At 41.4% G+C, this 23,323-nt stretch carries 24 protein-coding genes; 5 read left to right on the top strand and 19 right to left on the bottom strand.

What is annotated here, in order from left to right; translation table 11 throughout:
* Positions 1–107 precede the first annotated feature (107 nt).
* The 3 genes from FZ945_RS04625 to FZ945_RS04615 all read left to right on the top strand — a co-directional run bounded on the left by FZ945_RS04625 (position 108) and on the right by FZ945_RS04615 (position 1,144).
* Entirely contained in the window at positions 108–353 is a 246-nt protein-coding gene (locus FZ945_RS04625; protein WP_009294123.1) for a helix-turn-helix domain-containing protein, read from the top strand.
* Positions 354–533: a hypothetical protein gene (locus FZ945_RS04620; RefSeq protein ID WP_148802850.1), complete on the top strand. Its 180-nt coding sequence runs from the start codon at positions 354–356 to the stop codon at positions 531–533.
* A 203-nt stretch (positions 534–736) separates the two neighbouring features.
* Positions 737–1,144, top strand: coding sequence for a zinc-binding metallopeptidase family protein (locus tag FZ945_RS04615; RefSeq protein ID WP_262367156.1), 408 nt, complete (start codon positions 737–739; stop codon positions 1,142–1,144).
* Between the two features lie 89 nt (positions 1,145–1,233).
* On the opposite strand, the gene FZ945_RS04610 is transcribed toward FZ945_RS04615, so the two are convergent.
* The 7 genes from FZ945_RS04610 to FZ945_RS04580 are packed head-to-tail and all read right to left on the bottom strand — an operon-like array spanning position 1,234 to position 7,742.
* Positions 1,234–2,511, bottom strand: a complete 1,278-nt coding sequence (locus FZ945_RS04610) for a dihydroorotase (RefSeq protein WP_148802847.1) — start codon at positions 2,509–2,511, stop codon at positions 1,234–1,236.
* 2 nt (positions 2,512–2,513) lie between these two features.
* A complete protein-coding gene (locus tag FZ945_RS04605) occupies positions 2,514–3,443 on the bottom strand; it encodes an aspartate carbamoyltransferase catalytic subunit (RefSeq protein WP_148802844.1) in 930 nt (309 codons plus the stop codon).
* 17 nt (positions 3,444–3,460) lie between these two features.
* Complete coding sequence (locus FZ945_RS04600) at positions 3,461–3,871, bottom strand: tetratricopeptide repeat protein (protein ID WP_002942627.1); 411 nt, start codon at positions 3,869–3,871, stop codon at positions 3,461–3,463.
* Positions 3,872–3,880: 9 nt separating this feature from the next.
* The gene (locus FZ945_RS04595; RefSeq protein ID WP_002942640.1) at positions 3,881–4,108 is read right to left on the bottom strand and encodes a hypothetical protein; all 228 of its coding nucleotides are present in this window, start codon (positions 4,106–4,108) and stop codon (positions 3,881–3,883) included.
* Positions 4,105–5,130, bottom strand: a complete 1,026-nt coding sequence (locus FZ945_RS04590) for a DHH family phosphoesterase (RefSeq protein ID WP_148802841.1) — start codon at positions 5,128–5,130, stop codon at positions 4,105–4,107. Before FZ945_RS04590 ends, FZ945_RS04595 begins: the two co-directional genes overlap by 4 nt.
* A 9-nt stretch (positions 5,131–5,139) precedes the next feature.
* Positions 5,140–7,335, bottom strand: a complete 2,196-nt coding sequence (gene flhA, locus FZ945_RS04585) for a flagellar biosynthesis protein FlhA (protein ID WP_148802838.1) — start codon at positions 7,333–7,335, stop codon at positions 5,140–5,142.
* A gap of 2 nt (positions 7,336–7,337) precedes the next feature.
* Positions 7,338–7,742, bottom strand: a complete 405-nt coding sequence (locus FZ945_RS04580; protein WP_107790896.1) for an Rrf2 family transcriptional regulator — start codon at positions 7,740–7,742, stop codon at positions 7,338–7,340.
* Between the two features lie 146 nt (positions 7,743–7,888).
* Here FZ945_RS04580 and rpsO point away from each other — a divergent pair, with 146 nt between their 5' ends.
* Together rpsO and fdhF are read left to right on the top strand one after the other, a co-directional pair.
* Complete coding sequence (gene rpsO, locus FZ945_RS04575) at positions 7,889–8,161, top strand: 30S ribosomal protein S15 (protein WP_004317763.1); 273 nt, start codon at positions 7,889–7,891, stop codon at positions 8,159–8,161.
* Positions 8,162–8,520: 359 nt separating this feature from the next.
* Complete coding sequence (gene fdhF, locus FZ945_RS04570; protein WP_107856459.1) at positions 8,521–10,797, top strand: formate dehydrogenase subunit alpha; 2,277 nt, start codon at positions 8,521–8,523, stop codon at positions 10,795–10,797.
* Positions 10,798–11,052: 255 nt separating this feature from the next.
* On the opposite strand, the gene cmoA is transcribed toward fdhF, so the two are convergent.
* From cmoA to FZ945_RS04510, 12 genes are all read right to left on the bottom strand, one after another.
* Positions 11,053–11,757: a carboxy-S-adenosyl-L-methionine synthase CmoA gene (gene cmoA, locus FZ945_RS04565; protein ID WP_103559142.1), complete on the bottom strand. Its 705-nt coding sequence runs from the start codon at positions 11,755–11,757 to the stop codon at positions 11,053–11,055.
* A complete protein-coding gene (locus FZ945_RS04560) occupies positions 11,754–12,647 on the bottom strand; it encodes a bifunctional riboflavin kinase/FAD synthetase (RefSeq protein ID WP_148802835.1) in 894 nt (297 codons plus the stop codon). Before FZ945_RS04560 ends, cmoA begins: the two co-directional genes overlap by 4 nt.
* Positions 12,613–13,326, bottom strand: a complete 714-nt coding sequence (tlyA, locus tag FZ945_RS04555) for a 23S rRNA (cytidine-2'-O)-methyltransferase TlyA (RefSeq protein ID WP_148802832.1) — start codon at positions 13,324–13,326, stop codon at positions 12,613–12,615. Before tlyA ends, FZ945_RS04560 begins: the two co-directional genes overlap by 35 nt.
* Complete coding sequence (gene ligA / locus FZ945_RS04550; RefSeq protein ID WP_148802830.1) at positions 13,316–15,259, bottom strand: NAD-dependent DNA ligase LigA; 1,944 nt, start codon at positions 15,257–15,259, stop codon at positions 13,316–13,318. Before ligA ends, tlyA begins: the two co-directional genes overlap by 11 nt.
* A gap of 41 nt (positions 15,260–15,300) precedes the next feature.
* Positions 15,301–16,161, bottom strand: a complete 861-nt coding sequence (ybiA, locus tag FZ945_RS04545) for a riboflavin biosynthesis intermediates N-glycosidase (protein WP_148802827.1) — start codon at positions 16,159–16,161, stop codon at positions 15,301–15,303.
* Between the two features lie 24 nt (positions 16,162–16,185).
* Positions 16,186–17,325: a dihydropteroate synthase gene (gene folP, locus FZ945_RS04540; protein WP_148802824.1), complete on the bottom strand. Its 1,140-nt coding sequence runs from the start codon at positions 17,323–17,325 to the stop codon at positions 16,186–16,188.
* On the bottom strand, positions 17,322–17,942 hold the full coding sequence (locus tag FZ945_RS04535) for a DNA polymerase III subunit delta' (protein WP_148802822.1): 621 nt from the start codon (positions 17,940–17,942) through the stop codon (positions 17,322–17,324). The genes folP and FZ945_RS04535 overlap by 4 nt, the downstream gene beginning before the upstream one ends.
* A complete protein-coding gene (locus FZ945_RS04530; RefSeq protein ID WP_148802819.1) occupies positions 17,943–18,482 on the bottom strand; it encodes a HobA family DNA replication regulator in 540 nt (179 codons plus the stop codon).
* Positions 18,482–19,681: an aspartate kinase gene (locus FZ945_RS04525; RefSeq protein WP_103559136.1), complete on the bottom strand. Its 1,200-nt coding sequence runs from the start codon at positions 19,679–19,681 to the stop codon at positions 18,482–18,484. The genes FZ945_RS04530 and FZ945_RS04525 overlap by 1 nt, the downstream gene beginning before the upstream one ends.
* On the bottom strand, positions 19,681–20,145 hold the full coding sequence (locus tag FZ945_RS04520; protein ID WP_021087786.1) for an RNA pyrophosphohydrolase: 465 nt from the start codon (positions 20,143–20,145) through the stop codon (positions 19,681–19,683). The genes FZ945_RS04525 and FZ945_RS04520 overlap by 1 nt, the downstream gene beginning before the upstream one ends.
* 63 nt (positions 20,146–20,208) lie before the next feature.
* Positions 20,209–21,300 (bottom strand): PepSY-associated TM helix domain-containing protein, encoded by a 1,092-nt coding sequence (locus tag FZ945_RS04515; RefSeq protein WP_148802816.1) that lies wholly within the window; start codon positions 21,298–21,300, stop codon positions 20,209–20,211.
* A 1-nt stretch (position 21,301) separates the two neighbouring features.
* Positions 21,302–23,248 carry a TonB-dependent receptor domain-containing protein gene (locus FZ945_RS04510; protein ID WP_148802813.1) on the bottom strand — a complete coding sequence of 649 codons (1,947 nt, stop codon included), beginning with the start codon at positions 23,246–23,248 and terminating at the stop codon, positions 21,302–21,304.
* Positions 23,249–23,323: the final 75 nt, after the last annotated feature.

The raw sequence follows: 23,323 nt of genomic DNA, 5'->3' as shown, positions 1-23,323 counted from the left end.
ATAATTTTTAGTATGTTTAATACTTTATTTTGATATTTATATACTATTTTACATTATTTATATAATATTTTAGGTATATTTAATGATAAATAACGTATAATTCTTCAATGATTGAAACAAGTGATATATTTAATTTGCTTCACAATGCAGTTGAGGCAAAAAATATCGGAAAAAAAATTTCACAAGCAAAAATGGCAGAGGATCTTGGCGTGCCGATGAGGACATATCAGGACTGGAGGCTTGGTAACTCAAAGCCGCAAGCTGCTGCTGCTGTTTGCAAACTGCTATGTGAGCTTGATGATGATGAAATATTATTTGTTGTCAATAAGATGAGAAAATTACTAGGAAAATAGATGGAAAATTTAACACAAAAAGAGAGAATCGACCTTGAGAGCGTTTTTGCAGCCATTTGCACTAAAAAAGAGTCAAAAATTTTAGTTACCTATAAGGATCTATGCTCGGCTGCGGCTTCAAAATTTCATGTAGTTAAAAATAAGATCAAAAAAGCAAGAGAAAAGAGAGTTAAAATTTAGCCATTTTGGCTTTAAATTTAAGCGTTTTGATAAGGGCTATAAATTTAGGCTTTTATCAAAACAAATTTCATCCTACCTATTTATATAGGGTTTTACTCCGCTTATCTTAGTGAGCATCTATCTTGGCTACCAAATGGTAGCTCCAGTAGCCAAACGCAAATTTATCAATTTAGTGTCACTACACTATCTTCTCCGCTTCTTTATTGCGTATTCTTTTTACATTTCTTATCTATAAATTTTGGGAGTTTTTTGCAAGGTCAATGAGTAAAGATGGGCTAAATAGAATGGAATTTGAAATTTCAGAGCTTGCAAAGGCGGTTGGTTTTAACGTCATTAGTAAAGACAGAAACCCGGCTTGGAAACCTATAAATGATAAATTTGCAAACGATATTTTAGAAGAGCTTAAAATTTATAAGCCAAACGCAAGGATAACAGCTGTGCATGCTGGACTTGAGTGTGGAGTGCTTTTAGAGAAAAAAGCAGGTCTTAGTGCATGTTCTATTGGACCAAACATCTACTCACCTCACTCTACAAGAGAGCACTGCGAAGTAGCTTCTGCACTTTTTATAGAAAAAGTAGTTCGCGGTATAGTTAAAAAATATAACTCATAAAAAAACTAAAATTTGCTAGAAATTTCTAGCAAATTTTATATCTCAAAGTATCTAAAGCAAATTTGCCCGCAAACGCGAGCAAATTTAGACTATTTCCCAAACTCATAAACGATCTTGCCACTTTTTATCGTGGTAGTTGCTGCGCCTTTTAGCTTTTTGCCAAAAAGTGGAGAATTTACCGATTTTGATCGGTTTATCTTTTCATCATAAACATACTCGATCTCAGGGTCTATCACCGCGATGTCAGCTAGCATGCCCTCAGCAAGCCTGCCTTTATCTTTTAAATTTAGCATCTTAGCTGCATTGGTAGATGTTAGCTCCACCATACGCTCTAAGCTTATAACGCCCTCATTTACGAGCTTAAGAGTGAGCGGCACAAGGGTTTGAAGTCCTATGATACCAAATGGTGCCTTGTCAAATTCCACTATCTTTTCGTCTGTATGGTGTGGGGCATGATCGGTGGCGATAACGTCTATAAGACCGCTTTTTAGCGCATCTCTTACCGCTTTTACGTCGCTTATCTCACGAAGTGGCGGCGACATTTTGAAATTTGTATCGTAGGCATTTTTCAAAATTTCATCGTCGCTAAAGCTAAAGTGGTGAGGTGTGGCCTCGCAAGTGATGTTTATGCCCTCTTTTTTACCCATTTCGATGATCTTTAGCGAGTACTCCGAACTTACGTGAGCGATGTGGATGTGCGCTTTAGTGAGCTTTGCAAGCAGCATATCACGGCTCACTGCGATCTCCTCTTTCTCCCTTGCCATGCCGCGAAGTCCAAGTATGGCTGAGACCTTGCCCTCGTGCATGACGCCCTGCCTGCAAAGCGAGCAGTCCTCTGAGTGGCTTATACAAAAGCTACCAAACATACTTGAGTACTCAAGCGCCGCTCTCATCACGCTTGAGCTAGTCACTGGTAGGCCGTCATCACTAAATGCAACTGCGCCAGCCTCTATAAGATCGCCCATTTCAACGATCTCATTGCCGCCAAGCCCTTTGCTAATGGCTGCGATCGGCAAAAGATCGATCAGTCCGCAGTTTTTAGCCTTTTCTATCATTGCCCTTGTGATTGAAGCGTTGTCATTTACTGGGTTTGTGTTAGCCATGCAAAGGCAGGTGGTCACTCCTCCAGCCACGGCGGCCTGCGAGCCTGAGATGATGTCATCTTTATACTCTTGACCAGGATCGCGAAAATGCACGTGCATGTCGATAAGTCCTGGCATTACGAGCTTATTTGTAGCGTCTATGACCTTATCAGCCTCAAATTTCTCACTTCCGATTTTGGCTATTTTGCCGTTTTCTATTAGGATATTTGCCTTAAATTTCTCGTCGCTATTTACGATAGTGCCGTTAATTATTGCTATTTTCATCGTTAGCCCCTATTTTTTGCAAGCGTATTTAGTATCGCCATTCTTATAGCAACGCCGTTTTCAACTTGATTTAGTATGACTGAGTGTGTGCCATCAGCCACGTCTGAATTTAACTCCACGCCCCTATTTATCGGTCCTGGGTGCAGCACGATCGCGTCAGGCTTTGCTAGCTTTATCCTATTTTTATTTAGTCCAAAGAATTTCGAGTACTCCCTCGAGCTTGGAAATGCCACGTCCGCACCGCCACGCTCTAGTTGGATGCGAAGCATGATGATAACGTCGCTGCCCTCGCAAGCCTCCTCCATATTTTTGCAAATTTGAGACTCAAAGACCTCAGTGTCTTTTGGCATCATCATCCTTGGCGCAAAGAGCTTTAAATTTATGCCAAATTTCTTCATCGCCCAGATGTCAGACCTTGCTACGCGGCTTCTAGCGATGTCACCGATGATCGCCACGTTTAAATTTTTATCCAAAATTTTACCGTGCTCTCTTAGCGTAAAAAGATCAAGCAGAGCTTGGCTTGGGTGCTCATTTGTGCCGTCCCCTGCATTTACGACACTAGCCTCTGTTCTGTCAGCTGCAAATTTCGCCGCTCCAGAGCTTGGGTGACGAAGCACGATGATGTCAGTTCTCATAGCAGCCATGTTATTCATCGTGTCATTTAGGCTCTCGCCCTTTGTCACGCTCGAGCTTGATGAGCTAAAATTTATCGTATCAGCCCCAAGCCTCTTTGCTGCGATCTCAAAGGATGTTCTAGTTCTTGTCGAGTTTTCATAAAATGCGTTGATCGTGGTCTTTCCACGAAGGTAGTCATTTTTTTTCACTTGGCTTAAATTTAGCTCCTTAAACTCTTTCGCCGCCTCTAGAAAATATAAAATTTCTTCCTTGCTAAGCTCTCTAGTTCCTATCAAATCTTTATGTTTGTAGCCCATTTTAAGCCCTTTTTGATCTATTTTGTTACAAAGTCACAAGCTGGTTTATAGCCGTTATCGCAAGCTTTTTTAAACAAAGCTTTTGCCTTCTCTTCGCTTTTTGCTTCATTATCATCTTTGTCTTTTATAAGGCCATAAGCTGTCATTTCGCCTAGCTTTTCGCAGGCCATGCCCTCATTTTCGTCGCACATTTTTGTAAAAATTTTCTCAGCCTGAGCTTTATCTTTTGCCACGCCATCGCCGTTAAATAGCATGATCGCATTCATCGTGCAAGCCTTTTTCTCACCCTCGCCGCAAGCTTTATTAAAAGCAAGATAGGCCTCGTTAAAATTTTTCTTTGCATAAAGCTCATTTGCCTTGTCTAAATTTTCATTTGCCATTGCATTTAGCGCAAAAAGTGCTGCTGCTAAAACTAAAATTTTCTTCATATTTTCTCCTTATTTAAATAACTTTGGATGGTGTTTTTTCATATATTCAACTATCTCTATGACCTCGTCGCTACCGCTAGCATCAGAGTTTTCTAGCGCATCGTCGATGCACTCGACATAGAGATTTGCCGCCTCTTCAAGCTTATCTTTTTTCACGCCAGCATAGTAAAACATCGCTTCAAGCACCATGCTAAGCTCGTAGCTAAGCTCCTCTACGCTTACCTCTTCTTCTTTCATATCTCCTCCTGTGTTTTTTTAGTTATTAGATCAACTATCTGCGCCTTGATCGGCTCATAGCTAAAGCCATCTTTGAAATTTGCAAATAGTCCGCCGCTTGCATTGACGTGTCCGCCGCCGCCAACTAGGTGTTTTGCCATGGCGCTAACGTCTAACTTGCCATTTGCGCGAAAGCTTAGTGTTTTTTTATTTGTCACGTCGATAAAGAAGTCAAATTCAGGATTTGCCACCAAAAAGTCGTTGCCGATAACCGAAACATTGCCGACATTGTAGGTTAAAATTCCTTTGTGATCTTTATAGCTTATGCTAAATTTCTCTTTATTTTCACTAAGTTTTTTGACGACGTAGTTTGAGATTAGGTTGCTTAGCGTATCGTCCTTGTCCTCTTTGAAAAATGACTTTTTAATGGCATGCACCTGCATGTCAAGGCCTATATAGTCGTTTTTTTCGTTAAAAAATTTGCTAGCTTCTTTTAAGATATGATCCATATAAAGGTTGTTTTCAGCTTCAAACATTACTTTATTTATCTCTTTGGCGTTTGCCACAAGCCCCAAGCAGACCTTGCCCATCTCGAAATTTTTATCATCTTTTAGCCAGATATCCACGGCATTTACGACGTCACTAAAAATTTCAAGCTCTTTGTTTTGACCAAAAATGCCTGCAAAAAAGTCGTAAGTGATCTTTGTAGCGCACCTTGAGCTATCCAAAAAATACCATGAGTAAGCGCTCGCGCACTCAGCACCACTTTGGTGATGATCTAACAAAACCAGCTTGATATTTTTACCATCTATCATCTCCTCAAAGCTCTCGCACTGAGCTAGGCTTAAATTTAGATCGGTAATCAAGATGACGTTTTTATCATCGTTTGAGGCATCTATCTCAGATAAAATTTGAGCAAATTTATCATCTATCTCTCTGCCGTAGTTTGAGTTTAGAAATTTCACATCTTTGAAGTAAAAATTTGTTATGTATTGCGCTCCGTATCCGTCAAGATCGGTGTGTGAGAGGTGATAAATTTTCATCGTTTTCCTTTATAAATTTTCTATTTCTATGACGCCAACCGTTTCAAATGGTGTATTTGCCGAGATCTCAGCAAAGCTTAGCACTACTATGTCGATGGCGAAATTTGCGCAGATATTTGCTATAAATTTGCGCAAGCTTGGCTCCACGCAAAGCACCATCTCTCCGTGTTGGCTCATAGGTCGTTTCTCTTTTTCACGCCTTAGAGCCTGCACGATCGATGATGTCTGCGCTACGTTTATCATCAGATGATAGGCTCCGTCTTTATACTGCACCGCGTCCATGAGCTTTTGCTGTGCGGCGGTATCTAGGATATAAAAATTTAGCTGACCCTTTTCATCTACATAAAGCGAGGTGATGACACGTGAAAGTGCTGCCCGCACGTGCTCGATGATCATGTCTAAATTTTTACTAACCTCGGCGATATCGCTGATGGCTTCAAGTATGCTAAGCAGGTCTTTGATCGGGATATTGTCTTTAAGCAGCGTTTTTAAGACCTTTTGGATCAAATTTATAGGTACGATCCTTAGCGTGTCTTCGACCACGACTGGGTAGTCGATCTTTAGTTTGTCTAGTAAATTTTGCGTCTCTTGGCGAGTTAGAAGCTCGGCTGCATTTTGCTTTATAAGCTCGCTCATGTGCGTTGAGATGACGCTTGCAGGATCAACTATCGTGTAGCCACTAAGTATGGCATCCTCTTTGACGCTAGCATCGATCCAAAGAGCGTCTAGCCCAAAAGCTGGCTCTTTTGTCGGAATACCCTCGATATCTTCGCTCACTAGTCCGCTATCCATCGCTAGAAATTTATCCGCATAAATTTCACCCTGACCGATGATGATACCTTTTAGCTTGAAGCGGTACTCGTTAGGTGGGAGCTGAAGGTTGTCGCGGATCCTTATCTTTGGCATCAAAAAGCCAAGACTTGAAGCGATATTTCGCCTCATAGCGCGAATTCTCTCGATTAGATCAACATCAGCTAGCTTTAGCAGGCCATATCCTAGGTCAAGCTCTAAAATTTCAAGCTTTAAGATGTCATTTATCTTAGTCTCTTCTTCTCTTGCGATCTCTTCGTCGCTCTTCTTTGGAGTTTTAGCAGCACCTGCACTTGCTCCGCCAGCTCCAGCCGCACTTGGCGCAGCGCCGCCAGCTTTTTTGCCAGCTGCTTTTTCTTTTGGCGCAAGGTTTAAATTTAGCCCACCATCTTTGGTCTGCTTGATGATGTAGCCAAGCCCTAAAAATAGCAGTGCTATAAAGCCAAGTGAAAGCGTCGGAAGTCCTGGAACAAGGGCAAACATAAATAGTATGAAGCCAACTATCAGCAAGGTTTTATAGTCTCCTAATAGCTGATTTAGCGTGCCTTCTGCAAAGTCCTCGTCATCTTTGCTAGCCCTTGTGATGATGATAGCAGTCGCTGTTGAAGTGATAAGTCCTGGGATCTGGCTAACTAGGCCATCACCGATAGTTAAGATCGTATAGTACTGGGCCGATGTCGCCATATCAAGGCCGTGTTGAAACGAGCCAATAGCAAAGCCGCCGATGATGTTTATGATAGTGATGATGATACCGGCTACGGCGTCACCTTTTATAAATTTAGACGAACCGTCCATCGCTCCGTAGAAATTTGCCTCGCCGATTATAGCCTGACGTCTTTCGCGCGCTGTTTTTTCGTCTATTAGACCTGCGTTTAGGTCCGCATCTATCGCCATTTGCTTACCAGGCATAGCATCAAGTGTAAAACGAGCTTGCACCTCGCTCACACGGGTTGAACCTTTTGTTACGACCATGAAATTTATGAGTACCAAGATACAAAATACGATGGTGCCGATGACGAAGTTGCCACCAACGACAAAATTTCCAAAGCTTGAGATGATCTCACTGACCGCTTCTGGGCCGTTGTGACCCTCGCTTAAGATCATACGAGTAGTTGCGATGTTTAGCGAGAGGCGAAAAAGCGTGATGATGAGAATGAGCGTCGGAAACGTGCTAAGATCGGTCGGTTTTGGCACGTAAATAGAGATCAAAATAATAAGCACCGAAATCGAGATCGAAAGTGCCAAGAAAAAGTCAAGCACCGCGCTTGGGAGCGGTACGATGATGATAGCAAGGATGGCAACGATGATGCCAACGATGCTAAGACTTTTAAATTTGACAATTGGCGCAAGAAACGGTGCGACAAGAGTCAAAATATTATTTTTTTGCTTTGCCAACTTTACTTCTTAACGATGTCACTTAGTTTGATCGCGTCAAGCATCTCGTCGATCTTGCCTTGAAGGCCGCTAAACATCGACCAAATTTGACAGCTTGAAGCTTTGTTTGACGGGCAACCAAGTGCTGAAGATGAGCACTCAAAGACGCTTAGCTCGCGCTTTTCAGCGCATTCTATTATCTTTTTTATACTTAAATTTTCAGGTTCGTCATTTAGTGCAAAACCGCCATTTGCTCCTTTAAATGACTTTAAAACTCCATCTTTTGCTAAATTTTGTAAAATTTTTGCCAGAAAGCTTTTTGAAATTTTAAGCTCATTTGAGATCGTATCGACATCAACTGGCGATGATTTTTGAGATATTAAAATAAGCGAAAGTAGAGCGTATTCGCTTGCCTTTGTAAAAAGCATTTATCTTCCTTAACTCTTTAAATAGCCCTAATTTTATAAAATTTTTACTGCATTTTTCATTAATTTTTAAAAAGCATAATTTTATCTAACTTTATGTTTTAAATGCTATAATCGCTCTTCCAAAATTCACCAATCAGGAGGTCATCATGGCTTTGGATTCGGCTAAAAAAGCTCAAATAGTTGCGAAATTCGCTAGAAAAGAGGGAGATACAGGCTCTCCAGAAGTTCAAATAGCTCTTTTAACAGCTAGAATAACTGAACTTACAGAACACCTTAAAATTTTCAAAAAAGACTTTTCATCACGTTTAGGTCTTTTGAAACTAGTTGGTCAAAGAAAAAGACTTTTAAAGTATCTTAAAAACAAAGACTACACTACATATTCAAAACTAATCTCTGAGCTTGGCTTAAGAGATAAATAATCTCACGGAGAGCAATCTGCTCTCCCTTTAAATTTCACTTTTTTCTTTCAAAATTTCTCTTTATTTTTATAGTTTAAACATCTTGCCTCAAACTAAATTTAAATTTAATTTTTCATCTTTCAGCTTATGTGTCAAATTTACACAATTTATTTCTTATTTGATAAATTTTAGAAATTCCTGCAAATTTAGCATATTTTTTAAATTCCTATATATTCGGCTTTTTAATTTTTATATAAAATATAACTTAAAATTAAAATTTATTTTTTAAATAAAGAATTTTTCATAAAAGATTAAGTTTCGCGCTAGTAATATTACTCAAAATAAATATGCAGAAAATGCATAATTAGAAGGAGAAAGTGATGAAAGAAGGCAAAGTCATCTGTCCTTATTGCGGGACAGGCTGTCAAGTAACCTTGCACGTGGAAAACAACGTCGTTCGTGCCGCTACTGGCGTCGAAGACAATCCAGTCAATCAAGGAAATTTATGTTTAAAGGGCTTTTATGGCTGGGACTACGTTGCAAGTCCAGACAGACTTACAAAGCCGCTTATAAGAAAGAAAAACGGAGTCTTTTCAAAGGATGGTGAATTTGAAGAGGCTAGCTGGGACGAGGCACTTGATCTTGTCGTAGAAAAGATGAAAGAGGCAAAAGAGAAATACGGCCCTGACTCACTTGCTGGTAACTTCTCAGCACGCTGTACACTTGAAGACAACTATGTCGCTCAAAAGCTAATGCGTGCAGTCATAGGCACAAACAACGTCGATCACTGCGCTAGAATTTGACACGCTCCGACAGTAGCAGGACTTGCTAAAACAATCGGAAACGGAGCTGCCACAAATAGCTTTACAGAGATTGGCACTTATAGTAACTGTATATTAATGATAGGCTCAAACCCAGAAAATGGTCACCCAATAGCAGCTATGCACATCCAAAGAGCGCTAAACCGCGGTGCAAAACTGATCGTTATCGACCCTATCAAGACTGAGTTTGCAAGTAGAGCAGATATCCACTTGCAGCTAGAGCCTGAGCACAACATCCCAGTTATCAACGCACTTCTTTACACTATCATCGAAGAAGGCCTTGTAAATGAGGAATTTGTAAGAGATCACACAATAGGCATCGAGTACGTCAAAGAAGCCGTAAAAGACTATGCGCCAGAAGTTGTAGCGAAATACACAAGGCTAAATCCAGAGGATATCAGAGCAGCTGCTAGAATGTACGCCACCACAAAACCAGCCGTCATCACTCACGGCATGGGTGTAACTCACTTCAACCACGGCGTTGGCGGAGTTTGTGATGTATCAAATTTATTCTTGATCACTGGCAATATCTGCGAGCTTGGCACAGGCGACTTGCCGCTTAGAGGTCAAGAGAATGTTCAAGGCTGCTGCGATATGGGCGTTTTGCCAAATATCTTTCCAAATCTTGGCTCAGTCACCGACTCTGAGCAAAGAGCTTGGTTTGAGAAAATGTGGCATCTTGAGCCTGGATTTTTAAACTCAAAGATAGGCATCCACAAAACTGAAGTGCCTGATGCGATCCTTGATGGCAGAGTGCATTTTTTCTGGACCATCGGCGAAAACCCAGTTATCTCTGAGCCAAATACAAACCACTTCTTAAAAGGCATAGCAAATGTCGATTTCTACGTGGTTCAAGACCTGTTTTTAACTGAAACATCGCTAAAAGCTGACGTCGTTCTCCCGGGTGTTGCAAGTAGTGAAAAAGAGGGTCTTTACACAAATGCAGAGCGCCGTGTCCAGCATAACGAAGCGGTTATCACACCCCCAGGAGATGCTAGACAAGACTGGTGGATCGTTTGCGAGATCGCACGCCGTTTAGGTGCAACAGAGGGTTTTAATTTTAACTCACCAGAAGAAATTTGGGAAGAAGTTAGAAAATGCGACCCTAGACGCTACGGCGGTATGAGCTATTATAGACTTAAAAAATATCACGGACTTCACTGGCCATGCCCAACTGAAGATGATATGGGCGGTCAGAGCCTCTATCTTGATAAGAAATTCTTTACACCTGATGGCAAAGGCCGTTTTGTGCCTTGTTTATTTGTCGATAAGGCTGATGAGATCGAGAGCGCAAAACTTGAGTTTGCTAAGAAGATGAATATGTCACCAGAGTATCCTATCATGGCTGGTTCAGTCGATGAGAAGACTGATGCTGAGTATCCGATACAGCTTTTAACTACAAGAAAAGTTTATCAATACACAGTTGGCACCATGACAAGACGCTCACGTGCCATCGAAGAAGGCGGAGATAGCATCGGACCTATCGCTGAGATGAGCCCAGCGCTTGCAGAAAGATACGGGCTAAAACAAGGCGACTTCATCAAAGCTTGGAGTAGATACGGCTACATCGTCGTAAAAGCTGAAGTGACTGACATCGTGCCTGATGGCATCATACAGATGACCTTCCACTACTGGGAGAGCTCTTGTAACGAGCTAACAAGCAGCGGTTGGGACTACATCAGCAAGACTCCGACATTTAAAGCAGCTATCCAGATCAAAAAGATCGATGAAGAGGAATTTTTACGAGTTCGCGAGCTAAAACGCGAGAAATTCCAAACTTCTAAGATCATCTACGATGACTTCCACCACCACGGAAACGCAGCAATAAATGAGTAAATTTAGCGGGTAACTCCCGCTAAATTTCTTTACTATTAAATTTAAATTTCTTGTTTTATAAACCCAAAGATATCACTTATTTTTATATTTGTTTTGATTGATTTGATAAGCTTCAGGCGAATATTATGCAGATAAAAACTGATTTTTTAGTCTTTAATTTTAAATTTTCATTATGTAAGCCATATTTATATTAGAATTTGGGGCTTTAGTTTTATAAAACACGCACTATAAAAATAGCTTTTTTAAAAGAGAATTTTACTTAAACGCCAAAAAGCTCATGAAATTTCCCCATTTAAATGTGCTCTCGACACGCTTAAAGCCAGCATTTAGGGCTAAGTTTCTATTTTCTTCTTCAGTGTATGGCACAAGCACATTTTCAAGTGCCTCCCTTTTTTGGGCGATCTCATAGCGTGAGTAGCCTTGAGCTTGCTTGTAGTCCTCGTAAATTTCTATGACGCTTTTAGTAAGCTTTTTATCTTCAAAGATGATCTTCTCGCTAAACAAAAAGACGCCATTTTCATTTAGTCCGTTATAAATTTTCTGCACCAGATCAGCCCTTTTTGGTGGTCTTATAAACTGCAATGTGTAGTTTGCTAAAACCGCGTCAAAGCCCTCTAGCTCGCACTCTAAGATATCATCCAAGACAAACTCTATATCAGCCCCATAAGCTTTTGCCTTGTTTTTTGCATTTGCAAGCATCGCCTCAGAGTTATCCACGCCACTTAGCACGAGGTCGTTTCTAAGGTTGTTTAGCAAAAGTAGGCTATTTGCCGTAGAGCAGCCAAGATCGCACACTTTTGCTGATTTTGGCAAAATTTTAGCCAGTAACTTTGCGTTTAAATTTGAGCTAACGTCGTAAAATGGCACCGAGCGCGAGATCATATCATCAAAAACGCTCGCCACAAAGTCATCAAATTCAAACTGCTTGCTTATAGGTTCTTTAAAAATTTCATCTCTCATATACCAGCTCCATATCCGTCAAAGTATCTCATCGTCTCTCCAAAAAAGAGATCGCACACGCCAACGCACTGTCTAGCCTCGTTTATATCGCGTTTTATCTGCTCTTTTAGCTCGCTAAGATTATTAAATTTTTTATTATCGCGCAAACGTTTTATGAAGCAAACGGCTACGTGCTTCGTCACCTTTGGTGCGACCTCGTCTAAGATGTGCGTCTCAACGCTAAAATTTCCATCCGTGCTAAGCCTGTTGCCTATAAAAGTGACCGAGCCATAGGTGTATGAGCCCATTCTCGTTCTTGTCGCATAGACGCCCTCTCGCGGCAAAAGGTAGCTTTTGACGTCCAAATTTAGCGTCGGTACGAGCTCGCGCGACCCGATGCCCTGCCCTTTTATCACGTTGCCCTCGATCGAGTACTCCCTGCCTATTAGCCTATTTGCCTCATCGATGTTGCCTTGGCGTATCAGCTCTCTGATGGAGGAGCTATGCACGCCCATGCCGTCATAGCAAACCTCATCAACGACGACCACCTCGCCATCAAAAATCCTTTTCAGATCGTGCTTGTCCCACGCTCTGTTTCTGCCAAATCTAAAATCAAATCCAACAACGATCTTTTTTAAATTTTTAAAATCTCGCTTTAAAAGCGCGATAAATTCCTCGCCGCTAAGCCCTTTTATACTCTCAAAATCATACAAGAAGCAAGGATAGTTTGAGTACTCGGCTCGCTTTAGCTTTGGCGTGATGTTGGCTTTGTTTTTGTCGATGACAACAAGTCCGCCAAACTCGCCTAGCTGCTTTAAAAGCTGCTTGTGCCCCCTGTGTACGCCGTCAAAATGCCCTATCGCAACGGCAGTGATATTATCTTTTGTTAAAAGCGTAGAAAAATTCGGCATTTCCTTCCTTTCCCTTGACTTCGCACTCTTTGCAAGCTATCAGTTCAAATTTCAAGCTGCTTGCTAGCACTTCAAAGCGCTTCATCGCTAAATTTACAGCCTTAGCGTCGGTGACAACGCCTTTTTTGTTGCGTTTTACGCCAACGCCCACTTCAAACTGCGGTTTAAAAAGCGTGATGATGAGCGAATTCTCGCTTGCAAGCTCGCAAATGGCTGGTAAAATTTCAGCCAAAGAGATAAAGCTCACGTCGCAGGTTATGAGGTTAAATTCATTTTTATGCGTTTTAGCAAACTCCCTGACGTCAGTTTTCTCATAAATTTTCACCCGCTCATCGCTTCTTAAGCTGGCGTCCAGCTGATCAGTGCCCACATCGACGCCAGTCACACTCTTTACGCCACGCTCAAGTAAAATTTGCATAAAGCCACCAGTTGAGCTGCCGATATCAAGTGCATTTTTGCCAGCTAGGTCAAATTTCATCGCCTCTAAAAAACTTTTTAGCTTAAGCGCCCCTCGCCCAACGTAAATTTCATCAAGCAGTGAAATTTTAGCCTCACTCATCTCGCTTGAAACCTTGGTGCAAATTTCGCCATTTGCTAACACCTTGCCAGATTTTATTAGCTCGCTCGCCTTGTTTCTACTGATGTTTAAAACGCTTGCGACGTAGTTATCAAACCTCAAGTTTTAGCCTCTCATATTCGCTCTCGTCGATCACCAGCACGCCTAGCTCATTTGCCTTTTCTAGCTTGCTGCCAGCCTCCTCGCCAGCTAGCACGAAGTCCGTTTTTTTAGAAACTGAGCCAGAAACCTTTGCGCCAAAGCTCTCGAGCTCGGCTTTTATCTCATCTCTTGGGCGACTTAGCGTGCCAGTTATAACGACCGTTTTGCCACTTAGTGCGTTTGAGATGCTCTGCGTCTGCGTCACGCTTGGCTGCACGATCTGGCTAAGGGCTAAAATTTCTGCTCTATTAACCTCAGCAAAGTCTATCAGGCTATTTGCCATCTCCGCGCCAAAGCCCTCAAGCGAGGTTAGCTCCTCAAAGCTAGCATCAAGCCAGCCCAGCCCAAAGCTACTTGCTAGCTTTTTAGCCGCCACTTCGCCGATGTGCTCGCAGCCAAGACCCGTGATAAAACGCGATAGCTCCGCACCTTTGCTAGCTTCGATCGCATTTAAAAGGTTATTTACCTTTTTCTCTTTAAAGCCCTCAAGCGCCATGAGATCATCAAATTTAAGGCTGTAGATGTCCTTAATGCAAGCAATCAACCCCTTGTCAAATAGCAAATTTACGATCGCATCGCCAAGGCCGTCTATATTTAGGCATTTTTTCGATGCGTAGTGGATTATCGAGCCCACCACTCTTGCCCTGCAACTTAAATTTTGGCACTTTACAAATACCCCTTCATCAAGCAGGTGCGAGCCGCAAACTGGGCAAAATTTAGGCCTATCAATCGCTTGCTCGCTGCCATCTCGCCTATCTTTAAAAACCTTTGTGATCTTTGGTATGACATCTCCTGAGCGGATGATGCCGATGTAGTCGTTTTTCATAACGCCAAGGCGCTCGATCTCATCAAAGTTATGAAGGGTGGCTGATTTTACATTTGCGCCGTCTATATTTACCTCATCAAGCACGCCAACAGGCGTCACCACGCCGCTTCTGCCAACTTGAAGTGCCACATCTTTTAGCCTAGTCACCTTCTCGATCGCTGGAAATTTAAACGCCACCATAAATTTTGGAAATTTGACCGTGTAGCCCAGCTGCTCACAGCGCGCAAGGTCATTTACTCGTATCACCATGCCATCCATCATCACGCTCTTTGCCTCGCGGCTGGCTAGTAGCTCGTTATAGGCAGTCTCAAGCTCATCTTTTTTTAAAATTTTAAAAAATTCATCCCTCTCAAAGCCAAGATCACGCACAAATTTCATCACTTCGCTGTGATCTTTTAGCCCAAGGCTCTGCTCGCCCACGCCCCAAGGTATGAAAAGTAGCTTTCTTTTTGAAGTGACTGCGCTATCAAGCTGTCTTAGACTGCCAGCTGCAGCATTTCTAGGGTTAGAAAGTGGCGCCTCGCCCTCTTTTGCGCGCTCTGCGTTTAATAGCTCAAAGTCATCTTTTCTTATGACGACTTCGCCCCTGATTTCAATGAGCCCTTTGTAGCTAATGCTCTTTGGCACCGAGCTAATGGTCCTTGCATTTTGTGTCACGTCCTCGCCTGTAACGCCGTCGCCTCTGGTTATCGCCCTAACTAAAACACCATTTTCGTAGAGTAAATTTAGGCTCGCTCCGTCAAATTTTGGCTCAGCAACAAAGGTCAAATTCTCCTTCTCGCCACGCTTTAACCACGCATCAAGCTCGCCAAGACTAAAGATATCCTCCATGCTCCACATGCGCTTTATGTGGCTTGCCTTGCTAAAGCCCTCTTTTACGCCTCCGCCCACTCGTTTTGTCGGCGAAAATAGCGAAATTTCACTGGGATTTGCCTGCTCAAAGGCCAAAACCGCGTGATATAGCGCATCATACTCCTCGTCGCTTGTAAGTGGCTCGTCCTCGTCGTAGTAGGCCTTTGCCCACGCATTTAGCGTATCTACTGCTTTTTCATACTCTTGTTTTGTCATTTTTACTCCAAATTTACACCGCATTTTATCTTAAACATACTTTATAAATGATCCAAATTTAACTCTCTCGAGTCACATAAATGGACATTTTTATAGACCTTTGCTATCTCGTCTCTAGCCCTCATCAGCGCAAAGCCAAGTAAATTTTGCCCTCGCCACTTCATAGGATTTTGCGCATTTTCATCGCTTGCACTCATGCCTATGCCCCAAATTTTATCAACTGGGCTTGCCTCAACCAAAACTTTGCTCCCAGTTTGTAGTAAAAAGTCTCGCAAAGGGGCATTTTGGCTAAATTTTAGATAGCTTGCATTTAGCACGACGCCAAATTTGACCTCGTCCCAGACCTTAGCGTCAAAGCCACGCACCTGCCTGCCAAGTGCCTTCATCTGCGCTGGATCTTTGGCGGATAAAATTTGCCCCAAAGCATCTTTGTCGCCAAAACACTGAGCCTTTTTCGCCATCATATATTGCTCAGCGCAAATGTATTTAGTTTCATCTTCCCAAAAACTAGAGCCGTACCACTGACTAAGACAGCTTGCGCTTAAATTTGCGCTTTTTTGATGACCCCAAAATAGAAGAAATTTATCCGACTTGCCAGCGTTGTAGCGCTTCTTAAGCCACTTTAGATCATATCTAGGCTCACGCTCCCAAAGGTCGGTGATAAAGTCACCATTTACAAAAAGCGCGCTTTCATCCTTGCCTAGCCTCTCATCCCAGTATCCACGCCACGTCGCAGGCTCAGCAAAGAGATGTTCGTATTGACGCTGTTCATCTTGGCTTAGCGTTTTTAGCCAGCCATTAAATTTAAACTTATAATCCTCGCCGCAGCCCATCCTCCAGCCTATAGAAAATGGATCAATCTGGGGAAATTTGATCCAAGGTGGCGGCAATAAATTTTTCATCTAGCCTCTTTTTAGCCAAGCACTCTACCAAAGCGTGGCTTGGCTCATCGCCTCGTGCATATTAAAAAGCTGCTTATGCTCGGCCACATCATGCGTCCTTATGATCTGCGCGCCGTTTTCGAAGGCTTTTAAGTGCAGATAAAGTGAGCCCGGCAAGCGCTCCTTGACCTCGCTTGGATAATAGTGATTTATGACTGATTTGCGGCTAGCGCCGACTAGCAGCGGGCAGCCAAATTTTAAAAAATGCTCCAAATGCTTAATAAGCAGCAAATTTTGCTCAGCCGTCTTACCAAAGCCGATACCCACATCAAGCACTATCTTTTTAGCACCAAGCTCCCTTGCAAGGACTATCTTTTGCTCAAAAAAGTCTGAAATTTCGCCGATTAGGTCGTTATACTTTGGCGCAATCTGCATCGTAGCAGGATCGCCTTGCATGTGCATCATGCAAAACTGCGCATCGTATCTTGCAGCAAGCGAGGCTAAATTTGCATTTGCCGTGATGTCATTTATCATCTTAAAGCCGTGATTTAGCGCAAATTCTAAGCAATACTCATCAAAGCTATCAAGGCTAAATTTCGCCTTTTCGTGTAAATTTAGCCTATAAATTTCCTCCACGATATCTTTTATGCGTCTAAACTCCTCCTCACGTCCGCAATACTCGCTCCCTGGCCTTGAGCTAACGCCGCCAAGATCGATATAGTCTGCACCTGCTTCGATCATCGCTTCTATTTTTGCTATGCCATTTTGCGTATTTATGCGGCTTTGCTCGTTAAAACTATCTCTATTTATATTTGCCACGCCCATTATAAGAGGCTTTGTGGGCTTTGTAAATTTAGTCTCTAAAAAGACGGCAAGCTTTTTAAGCCCAAAGTCTTGTAGCTTCTCTTTTTTAGTTAACTGCCTAAGCTGCGCATTTGTCGCCATTAGCAAGGCTTTGTTTAGGCTCTCTTTGCCTAAAATCGTATCATTATGCGTAACTAGCTCGGCGCCGACACTTAGGGCGTCTTGCTTTAGGATATTTGCCGCTGGGGTCTTTATCTCGTCAATGAAGATAAAATTTATCTCACTCTTTTCTTGCATGAGCTTCGCACCAGCCGGACTTGGTGAGACGGCCTTACAAATTTGATCAAAGTCGCTTTTGTTATTTATCTTATAAAATTTCAACGTCGTCCTTTCTCAAAGATAGTAAGCAAAAGTGGCGTCAAAACGGCGTGTGACTTGGCGTTTAGATCGGCAAGCTTGATGAGTGAGAAAAAATACTCCATCTCCTCGCCGCTAAATTTATACCCGCTATCAACCGCCTTTGTCACGATGGCTCCCACAAGCTCTTTTAGCTCATTTTTGCCAAATTTTTGCGCCTGCTCCTCTGCTATCTTTTGGTCGATAAAGCTTGTTAGCTCTTTTAGGCCAAGCGTTTTTAAATTTAGATCCACACTCATTTTTGGCTTTTTGGTGAGCTTATTTTCTATAAGCATCCTCGATCTTATCGTTGGTAGAAGCAAATTTTTACTCTGCGTTACTATTATAAATTTGATGTTTCTTGGGGGCTCTTCGATGATCTTTAAAAGTGCGTTTTGAGCCTCGGTGCGAAAAGACTTCGCCTCTATGACTAAAATTTTCTCATCTTTTTCGGCGATGTAAGCTTCGGCGATGACCTCTTTTGCATTTTCTAGCAAAAAATCATCGCTTATAAAAAATCTTAGATTATTTACGCCAAACTCGGCTTCAAGCTTGGCTTTTAAATTTTCAAAATCGCTTGTTATGACGATTTTATTAAGCATTTAGAGTATCACCTTTGCAAAGAGCACGGCGTCTATGCTCTTGTCAAAAAGTTTATATAAATTTAGAAGTTTGATGTCTAAGTTTTCATCGCTCGAGCTTAGCGTAAAGCTGTTTTGCGCCTGCTCGTCAAAGAGCCACATATAGCTGTTTTCATCAGTTTTGGCTAAATTTGCACGCTTATCTATGCTCTTGCCGATGTAAAAAAAGATGTAGCCATTTGGAAAGGCAAGGCTTAGCATATCTTTTAAAAGCTGTTTTTGCTCGTTTGTCTCGATGCCGTCAAAGGCTGGATAGAGCGATCTTAGGCTAAAAAATGGCAAAAACGGACGCTCGCTTTTTGTGCGGTTGATATTTCTTAAAAGATAGTTTTCAAACCACTCTCGCTCATCGTCGCAGATAACTATAAAAGCCTTGCTATCAAGCAAAAATTTAAGCCTAGATGCAAGCAAAGGCGTCCATTCGACGCGCTTTTCCTCCATCCAGCTCATATATCTTTCGCTTCTTATAGTCTCAAGCGTCCATTGGATAAAATCTTGCATTATTTATCTAACTTATACGCATCGTGAAGTACGCGAACTGCGAGCTCGCCATATTTTTGATCGACGATCATTGAAATTTTTATCTCACTTGTTGAGATCATCTGGATATTTATCCCCTCTTTTGCAAGCGTCTCAAATGCTAGACATGCTACGCCGCTATGGCTCTTCATGCCTACGCCGATAACCGAGACTTTCACGATCGCATCGTCATACTCGACATGTTTTGCAGCTGAGAGCTTTTGCATAGTCTCTTTTGCTAGGTCAAGCTCGTTTTGTGGCACTGTAAAGCCTAAATTTGTCGTGCCGTCGTGTCCTACGTTTTGGATGATCATATCTACATTTATATTTTGATGAGCTAGAGCTGTGAAAATTTCAGCTGCGATGCCAGGCTTATCGACTACGCCTCTTAAAGTTACTCTTGCTTGATTTTTATCTAGTGCTATACCGCTTACTAAAACCGCTTCCATATTATCTTCCTTTGCTATTAATGTACCTTCGTTGTGGTTAAAACTGCTTCTTGTGATTAGTTTGACATTTAGTTTTTTTGCTAGCTCGACTGAGCGATTTTGAAGCACTTTCGCCCCAGCAGAGGCAAGCTCAAGCATCTCGTCATAGCTTATCTTTTCTAGCTTTTTTGCCTTTTTTTCTATCCTTGGATCAGTCGTATAAACGCCATCAACGTCGGTAAAAATTTCACACAGATCAGCTTCAAGCGCCCCAGCTAATGCAACCGCACTAAGGTCGCTTCCACCTCTGCCAAGAGTGGTGATATCGCCTTTGTCGTCTATGCCTTGAAAGCCTGCTACGACGACGATCCTGCCAGCTTTTAGCTCAGCTTTTAGCCTAGTGGTGTCTATCGTTTCTATCCTAGCTTTTGTATGCACATCATCAGTCATTATCCCAGCCATTGCGCCAGTTAGTCCTACGCACGCATAGCCTTTTGCATTAAGTGCAATCGTCAAAAGCGCGGTGGTTACTTGCTCCCCAGAGCTTAAAAGCATATCAGTAGCAACGCCGTCTGGGTGCTTTGAAAAATACTCACTATATTCAACCAATTGATTTGTAACTCCACTCATCGCAGAAACTACCACAACCACGTCAGCGCCGCTGTTTTTAGTCTCTATGACCCTGTTTGCCACAGCTTCTATGCGCTCAAGCGTGCCTACGCTAGTTCCGCCAAATTTTTGAACGATTAACATCAAAAATATCCTTTCTCTTTAAAATAACTCAAAACTTTGTCATAAATAGGCTTTTTGAAGTGATTTATCCCCTCTAAAGCCTTGTTGATATCTACAAATTTATACTCGCTAAACTCTGGATGCTCGGTCTTTAAATTTATGCTCGCACCATTTTTTAGCCTAACCAAAAAGTACTTTTGCGTCTGCCCATCAAATGGATAAAATCTCTTTGACGCATTTGCTGGAAAGTCGTAGCTAAGCCAATCAGGATACTCTTCTAAGAAGTCAAATTTATCAGTTCCGATCTCCTCTTTAAGCTCCCTTTTTAGTGCCTGCTTTGGGCTTTCGCCTTCGTCTATGCCACCTTGAGGAAACTGCCAGATATCGTCCATATCAACCCTTTTTGCGACTAAAATTTCGCATTTAAAAGGGTAAGAGCTAGACAAAATGACAGCTGCTACATTTGGTCTATATTTTTTTTGCATGTCTTTTCCAAAAAATTTATTTGAGATGATAACGAAAAAGAGTTAAGAGATAGATAAATGAAGTTAGTTTTTGCGCCGTTTGTAATAAATCGCACCTCCACTAAAAAGCAGTAAAACCACACCGCATGATGCTAGGCAAAATATAAATTTACCAAGCTCGCCAAAGATATATCCAGCGTGCAAATCAAGCATAAATTTATAAATTTCAAATGACTTTGGCATGGCATTTTTTGAAATTTGCTCGCTTTTAGTATCGACCAAAAGCCTAATGCCATCTCTCTCGTCAGCACCTTTTGGCAGGTAAAAGAGCATAAATTTGACGCCGCCGCTATTTGCTATAAAATTTAAAGTCTCAAACTCGTCTCCAAATTTAGAGATGAAAATTTCATAAGCTTTTTTAAGGTTTGCCACCTTTTGCTCGTCGCTTAAGCTAAAGCCATTTTTGTTTGTAAAATTTGGCTTTTTAAAGACCTTTTCTTCGCCACAAATTTGATTTATAACCTTAGCAAAGCTCTCATAAGAAAAGTAAAGCCCACTAATGCAAATCACGCTTAAAACAGCGCCAAGATAGATACCCAAAAAGCCGTGTAGCGAATACAAAAATGCAAATTTCTTTGCCTTTAAATTTAGCTTAAAAGCCTCCCCCACCCTGCTTCTAAACCTCCAAAAATATATCACAGCCCCGCTTATCAAGATAAAAAGCAACGCAAGCGTAGAAAGTGCTATTAGCTCGCTTGCAAATTTGCTCAATTTTTCATTTTTAAAAAGCGAAAGGGCTAAGTTTTTATGCAAATTTAAAACCAGCCCTATAAATTTCTCTGCCTTGTTTTTGCCTGAAATTTCTCCAGTATAAGGATCTATGAAAAACGACTCAAACTCGCCATTTTCACTAGTTCCGCTTATGACGTAAGCCTTGTTTGCCTCTGATTTTATCTTTAGGTAGCTAAGATTAAAATTTGGCTCGCTCTTGCTAAAAATTTTTAAAATTTCATCTATCTCTAAAGGCTTTTTGCCAGCCACGACCTCATCTTTGCTAAAGATATCGATTATCTCATCGTGATACGAGATTATCGCTCCACTAATGCTAAGCACAAGAAGCGGCAAGGCAAAGATAAAAGCCAAGATAAGATGAAATTTTTTCAAAATTTTTATCATTTTAAAACTTTAGATTAAAACCAAGCTCGATCTTTTGTCCGTCAGCTATCAAGATGTCGTATCTGCCAGATCTTGTCGTAAAATACTCATTAAAGAGGTTATAAACGCTCAAATTTAGACTGAAATTCTTTGTTACGTTGTAGTTTATACCAAGATCAGCGATCACGTAAGGTCTGATGTCATCAGCATAGCTAAATGAGTTTTTAGTCCTACCATAATAATTTATCTGAGACCAGAAATTTAGCCATCTGTTTAGCTCGTAGTTCGCTCCAAATTTAAATGTATGAAGCGGATAGTTGTTTAAGCTTTTACCAACTTCTGATCCATCTTTTTGTTTTGATTTTGTATAGACATAGCTTTGATTTAGCCTAAGAGCGTTTGTGACTTGCCACTCATTTGTTAGCTCAACTCCGTAAATTTCAGCTTTGCCGATATTTACACTCTCCCAAATACCATTTGGATAAATTTTGCCTTTATGTCTGCAAACATTGCCTCTTGAGCAGATAGGGCTATAGCTTAACATATCTTTAAAACTTGTGTAAAATCCAGTTAGCGATGCTTCAAAGCCTTCATTGTCATTATAAACGCCGCCAAATTCATAGCTCACGCTTGTCTCTGGCTTAAGGCTGCTTCTACCAAGCTGTGCTCCACGTCCTCCAGCAAATGGCAATGCAAGATCTTGCGTGCGTTGTTTGATGTCAGGCGTCGCGTATCCTGTGCTGACTCCGCCTTTTAGGGCAAAAAAGTCATTTAAGTTATAGATACCATAAATTCTTGGTGAAACGTGCGAACCGTAGTTCTCATCGTAGTTATAGCGAATGCCAGTGCTTAAGATAAAGTCTTTTGTAAGGTGATAGTCATCCTCGCCGTAAAGCGAAATGTCATATCTTTTTACATTTGCAGCGTCTGCTGTGGTAGCCTTTTCGTCAAGTTTTTCTTTTTTGGCGTTTAGCCCTAAAGTAAAGGCGTTGTTATCAGTAAAATATGAGCCTTTTGTGTCGAAATTTAGTGTTTTTAGCGTCAAATTTTGTTGAGCGATCTCTTTTATCTTGCCGTAAGACAGGTAGCTTTGAAGCAAGATATTATCAAGCCTTGCTTCGTGGCTTAAATTTATCACATCGCCCTTTATTCTCTCGCTAGCAACCGAGTTAGTACCAGTTGATAGTGTTTTGCCTTTGCTTCTTTTATATTTCACATCACTTCTTGCAAGCTCAAGCGTGATATCGTTATTTTCATTTGGTCTAAAAAAGAGCTTCGTGCCAAAATTTCTATCTTTTTGCTCTCTGTTTGCGTATGAGATTTTATCCTCTGACTTGTTTAAGTTTTTGCCATAAACTGAGATGCTTAAAACATCGTCTATTAGCCCAGAGTGTAGATAGAGACTGTTGTAAAACTCGCCGCTTATATTTTTATTTCTAGCAAATTTATAGCTTGAGCCAAGATTTGCATGAAAGTCGTTACTAAACTCATCTGTTATGATGTTTATCACACCGCCCAGTGCGTCACTGCCATAAAGCGAGCTCATAGGACCGCGTATCACTTCGATACGGCTTATCGCACTTGCTGGCGGAATGAAACTATATGAGCCTCCAACACTTCTTAGCCCCTTATAAGCGTTATCTCCTGGCACTGGCATGCCATTTACTAAAATTTTAGTAAATCTTGGAGAGAATCCGCGTATAGAAATTCCTCGTCTATTTGCCGCTTCAGGAGTCGTTCCAAAAAGGCTTGGCACGTCTTTTACCATACTCTCAACGTCCTTATGATTTCTCTTTTCTAGCGCATCTTGAGTGATGACGCTAAGCGTTGCTGGTGCGTCTTTTATATTTTGCTCAAAACCAGTTGCACTCACTACTTTAACCTCTGGCAGAACTTTATCTTCATTTGCAAAAAGCGGTAAATTTATAAAAACTGCCGCACAAATAGAAATTTTTAATAGACTTCTCACAAAAAACTCCTTATAAAAATTTAATGCGCATTTTACTAAAATTAAATAATCGTTATCAATATCAGACATAACGCT

This window comes from Campylobacter concisus (assembly GCF_902460535.1).
In the GTDB taxonomy this organism is placed as follows: domain Bacteria; phylum Campylobacterota; class Campylobacteria; order Campylobacterales; family Campylobacteraceae; genus Campylobacter_A; species Campylobacter_A concisus_AS.
This window is presented reverse-complemented; position numbering and strand designations above follow the sequence as displayed.

What these genes read in the sequence shown, in the direction of transcription:
- FZ945_RS04530 (WP_148802819.1), bottom strand. Translation starts at nt 18,482, where the DNA reads ATGCAAGATTTTATCCAATGGACGCTTGAGACTATAAGAAGCGAAAGA.
- FZ945_RS04560 (WP_148802835.1), bottom strand. Translation starts at nt 12,647, where the DNA reads ATGCCGAATTTTTCTACGCTTTTAACAAAAGATAATATCACTGCCGTT.
- FZ945_RS04620 (WP_148802850.1), top strand. Translation starts at nt 354, where the DNA reads ATGGAAAATTTAACACAAAAAGAGAGAATCGACCTTGAGAGCGTTTTT.
- FZ945_RS04605 (WP_148802844.1), bottom strand. Translation starts at nt 3,443, where the DNA reads ATGGGCTACAAACATAAAGATTTGATAGGAACTAGAGAGCTTAGCAAG.
- rpsO (WP_004317763.1), top strand. Translation starts at nt 7,889, where the DNA reads ATGGCTTTGGATTCGGCTAAAAAAGCTCAAATAGTTGCGAAATTCGCT.
- FZ945_RS04580 (WP_107790896.1), bottom strand. Translation starts at nt 7,742, where the DNA reads ATGCTTTTTACAAAGGCAAGCGAATACGCTCTACTTTCGCTTATTTTA.
- FZ945_RS04525 (WP_103559136.1), bottom strand. Translation starts at nt 19,681, where the DNA reads ATGTTAATCGTTCAAAAATTTGGCGGAACTAGCGTAGGCACGCTTGAG.
- FZ945_RS04520 (WP_021087786.1), bottom strand. Translation starts at nt 20,145, where the DNA reads ATGCAAAAAAAATATAGACCAAATGTAGCAGCTGTCATTTTGTCTAGC.
- FZ945_RS04535 (WP_148802822.1), bottom strand. Translation starts at nt 17,942, where the DNA reads ATGCTTAATAAAATCGTCATAACAAGCGATTTTGAAAATTTAAAAGCC.
- FZ945_RS04595 (WP_002942640.1), bottom strand. Translation starts at nt 4,108, where the DNA reads ATGAAAGAAGAAGAGGTAAGCGTAGAGGAGCTTAGCTACGAGCTTAGC.
- ybiA (WP_148802827.1), bottom strand. Translation starts at nt 16,161, where the DNA reads ATGAAAAATTTATTGCCGCCACCTTGGATCAAATTTCCCCAGATTGAT.
- FZ945_RS04590 (WP_148802841.1), bottom strand. Translation starts at nt 5,130, where the DNA reads ATGAAAATTTATCACCTCTCACACACCGATCTTGACGGATACGGAGCG.
- cmoA (WP_103559142.1), bottom strand. Translation starts at nt 11,757, where the DNA reads ATGAGAGATGAAATTTTTAAAGAACCTATAAGCAAGCAGTTTGAATTT.
- ligA (WP_148802830.1), bottom strand. Translation starts at nt 15,259, where the DNA reads ATGACAAAACAAGAGTATGAAAAAGCAGTAGATACGCTAAATGCGTGG.
- FZ945_RS04610 (WP_148802847.1), bottom strand. Translation starts at nt 2,511, where the DNA reads ATGAAAATAGCAATAATTAACGGCACTATCGTAAATAGCGACGAGAAA.
- FZ945_RS04600 (WP_002942627.1), bottom strand. Translation starts at nt 3,871, where the DNA reads ATGAAGAAAATTTTAGTTTTAGCAGCAGCACTTTTTGCGCTAAATGCA.
- FZ945_RS04625 (WP_009294123.1), top strand. Translation starts at nt 108, where the DNA reads ATGATTGAAACAAGTGATATATTTAATTTGCTTCACAATGCAGTTGAG.
- FZ945_RS04515 (WP_148802816.1), bottom strand. Translation starts at nt 21,300, where the DNA reads ATGATAAAAATTTTGAAAAAATTTCATCTTATCTTGGCTTTTATCTTT.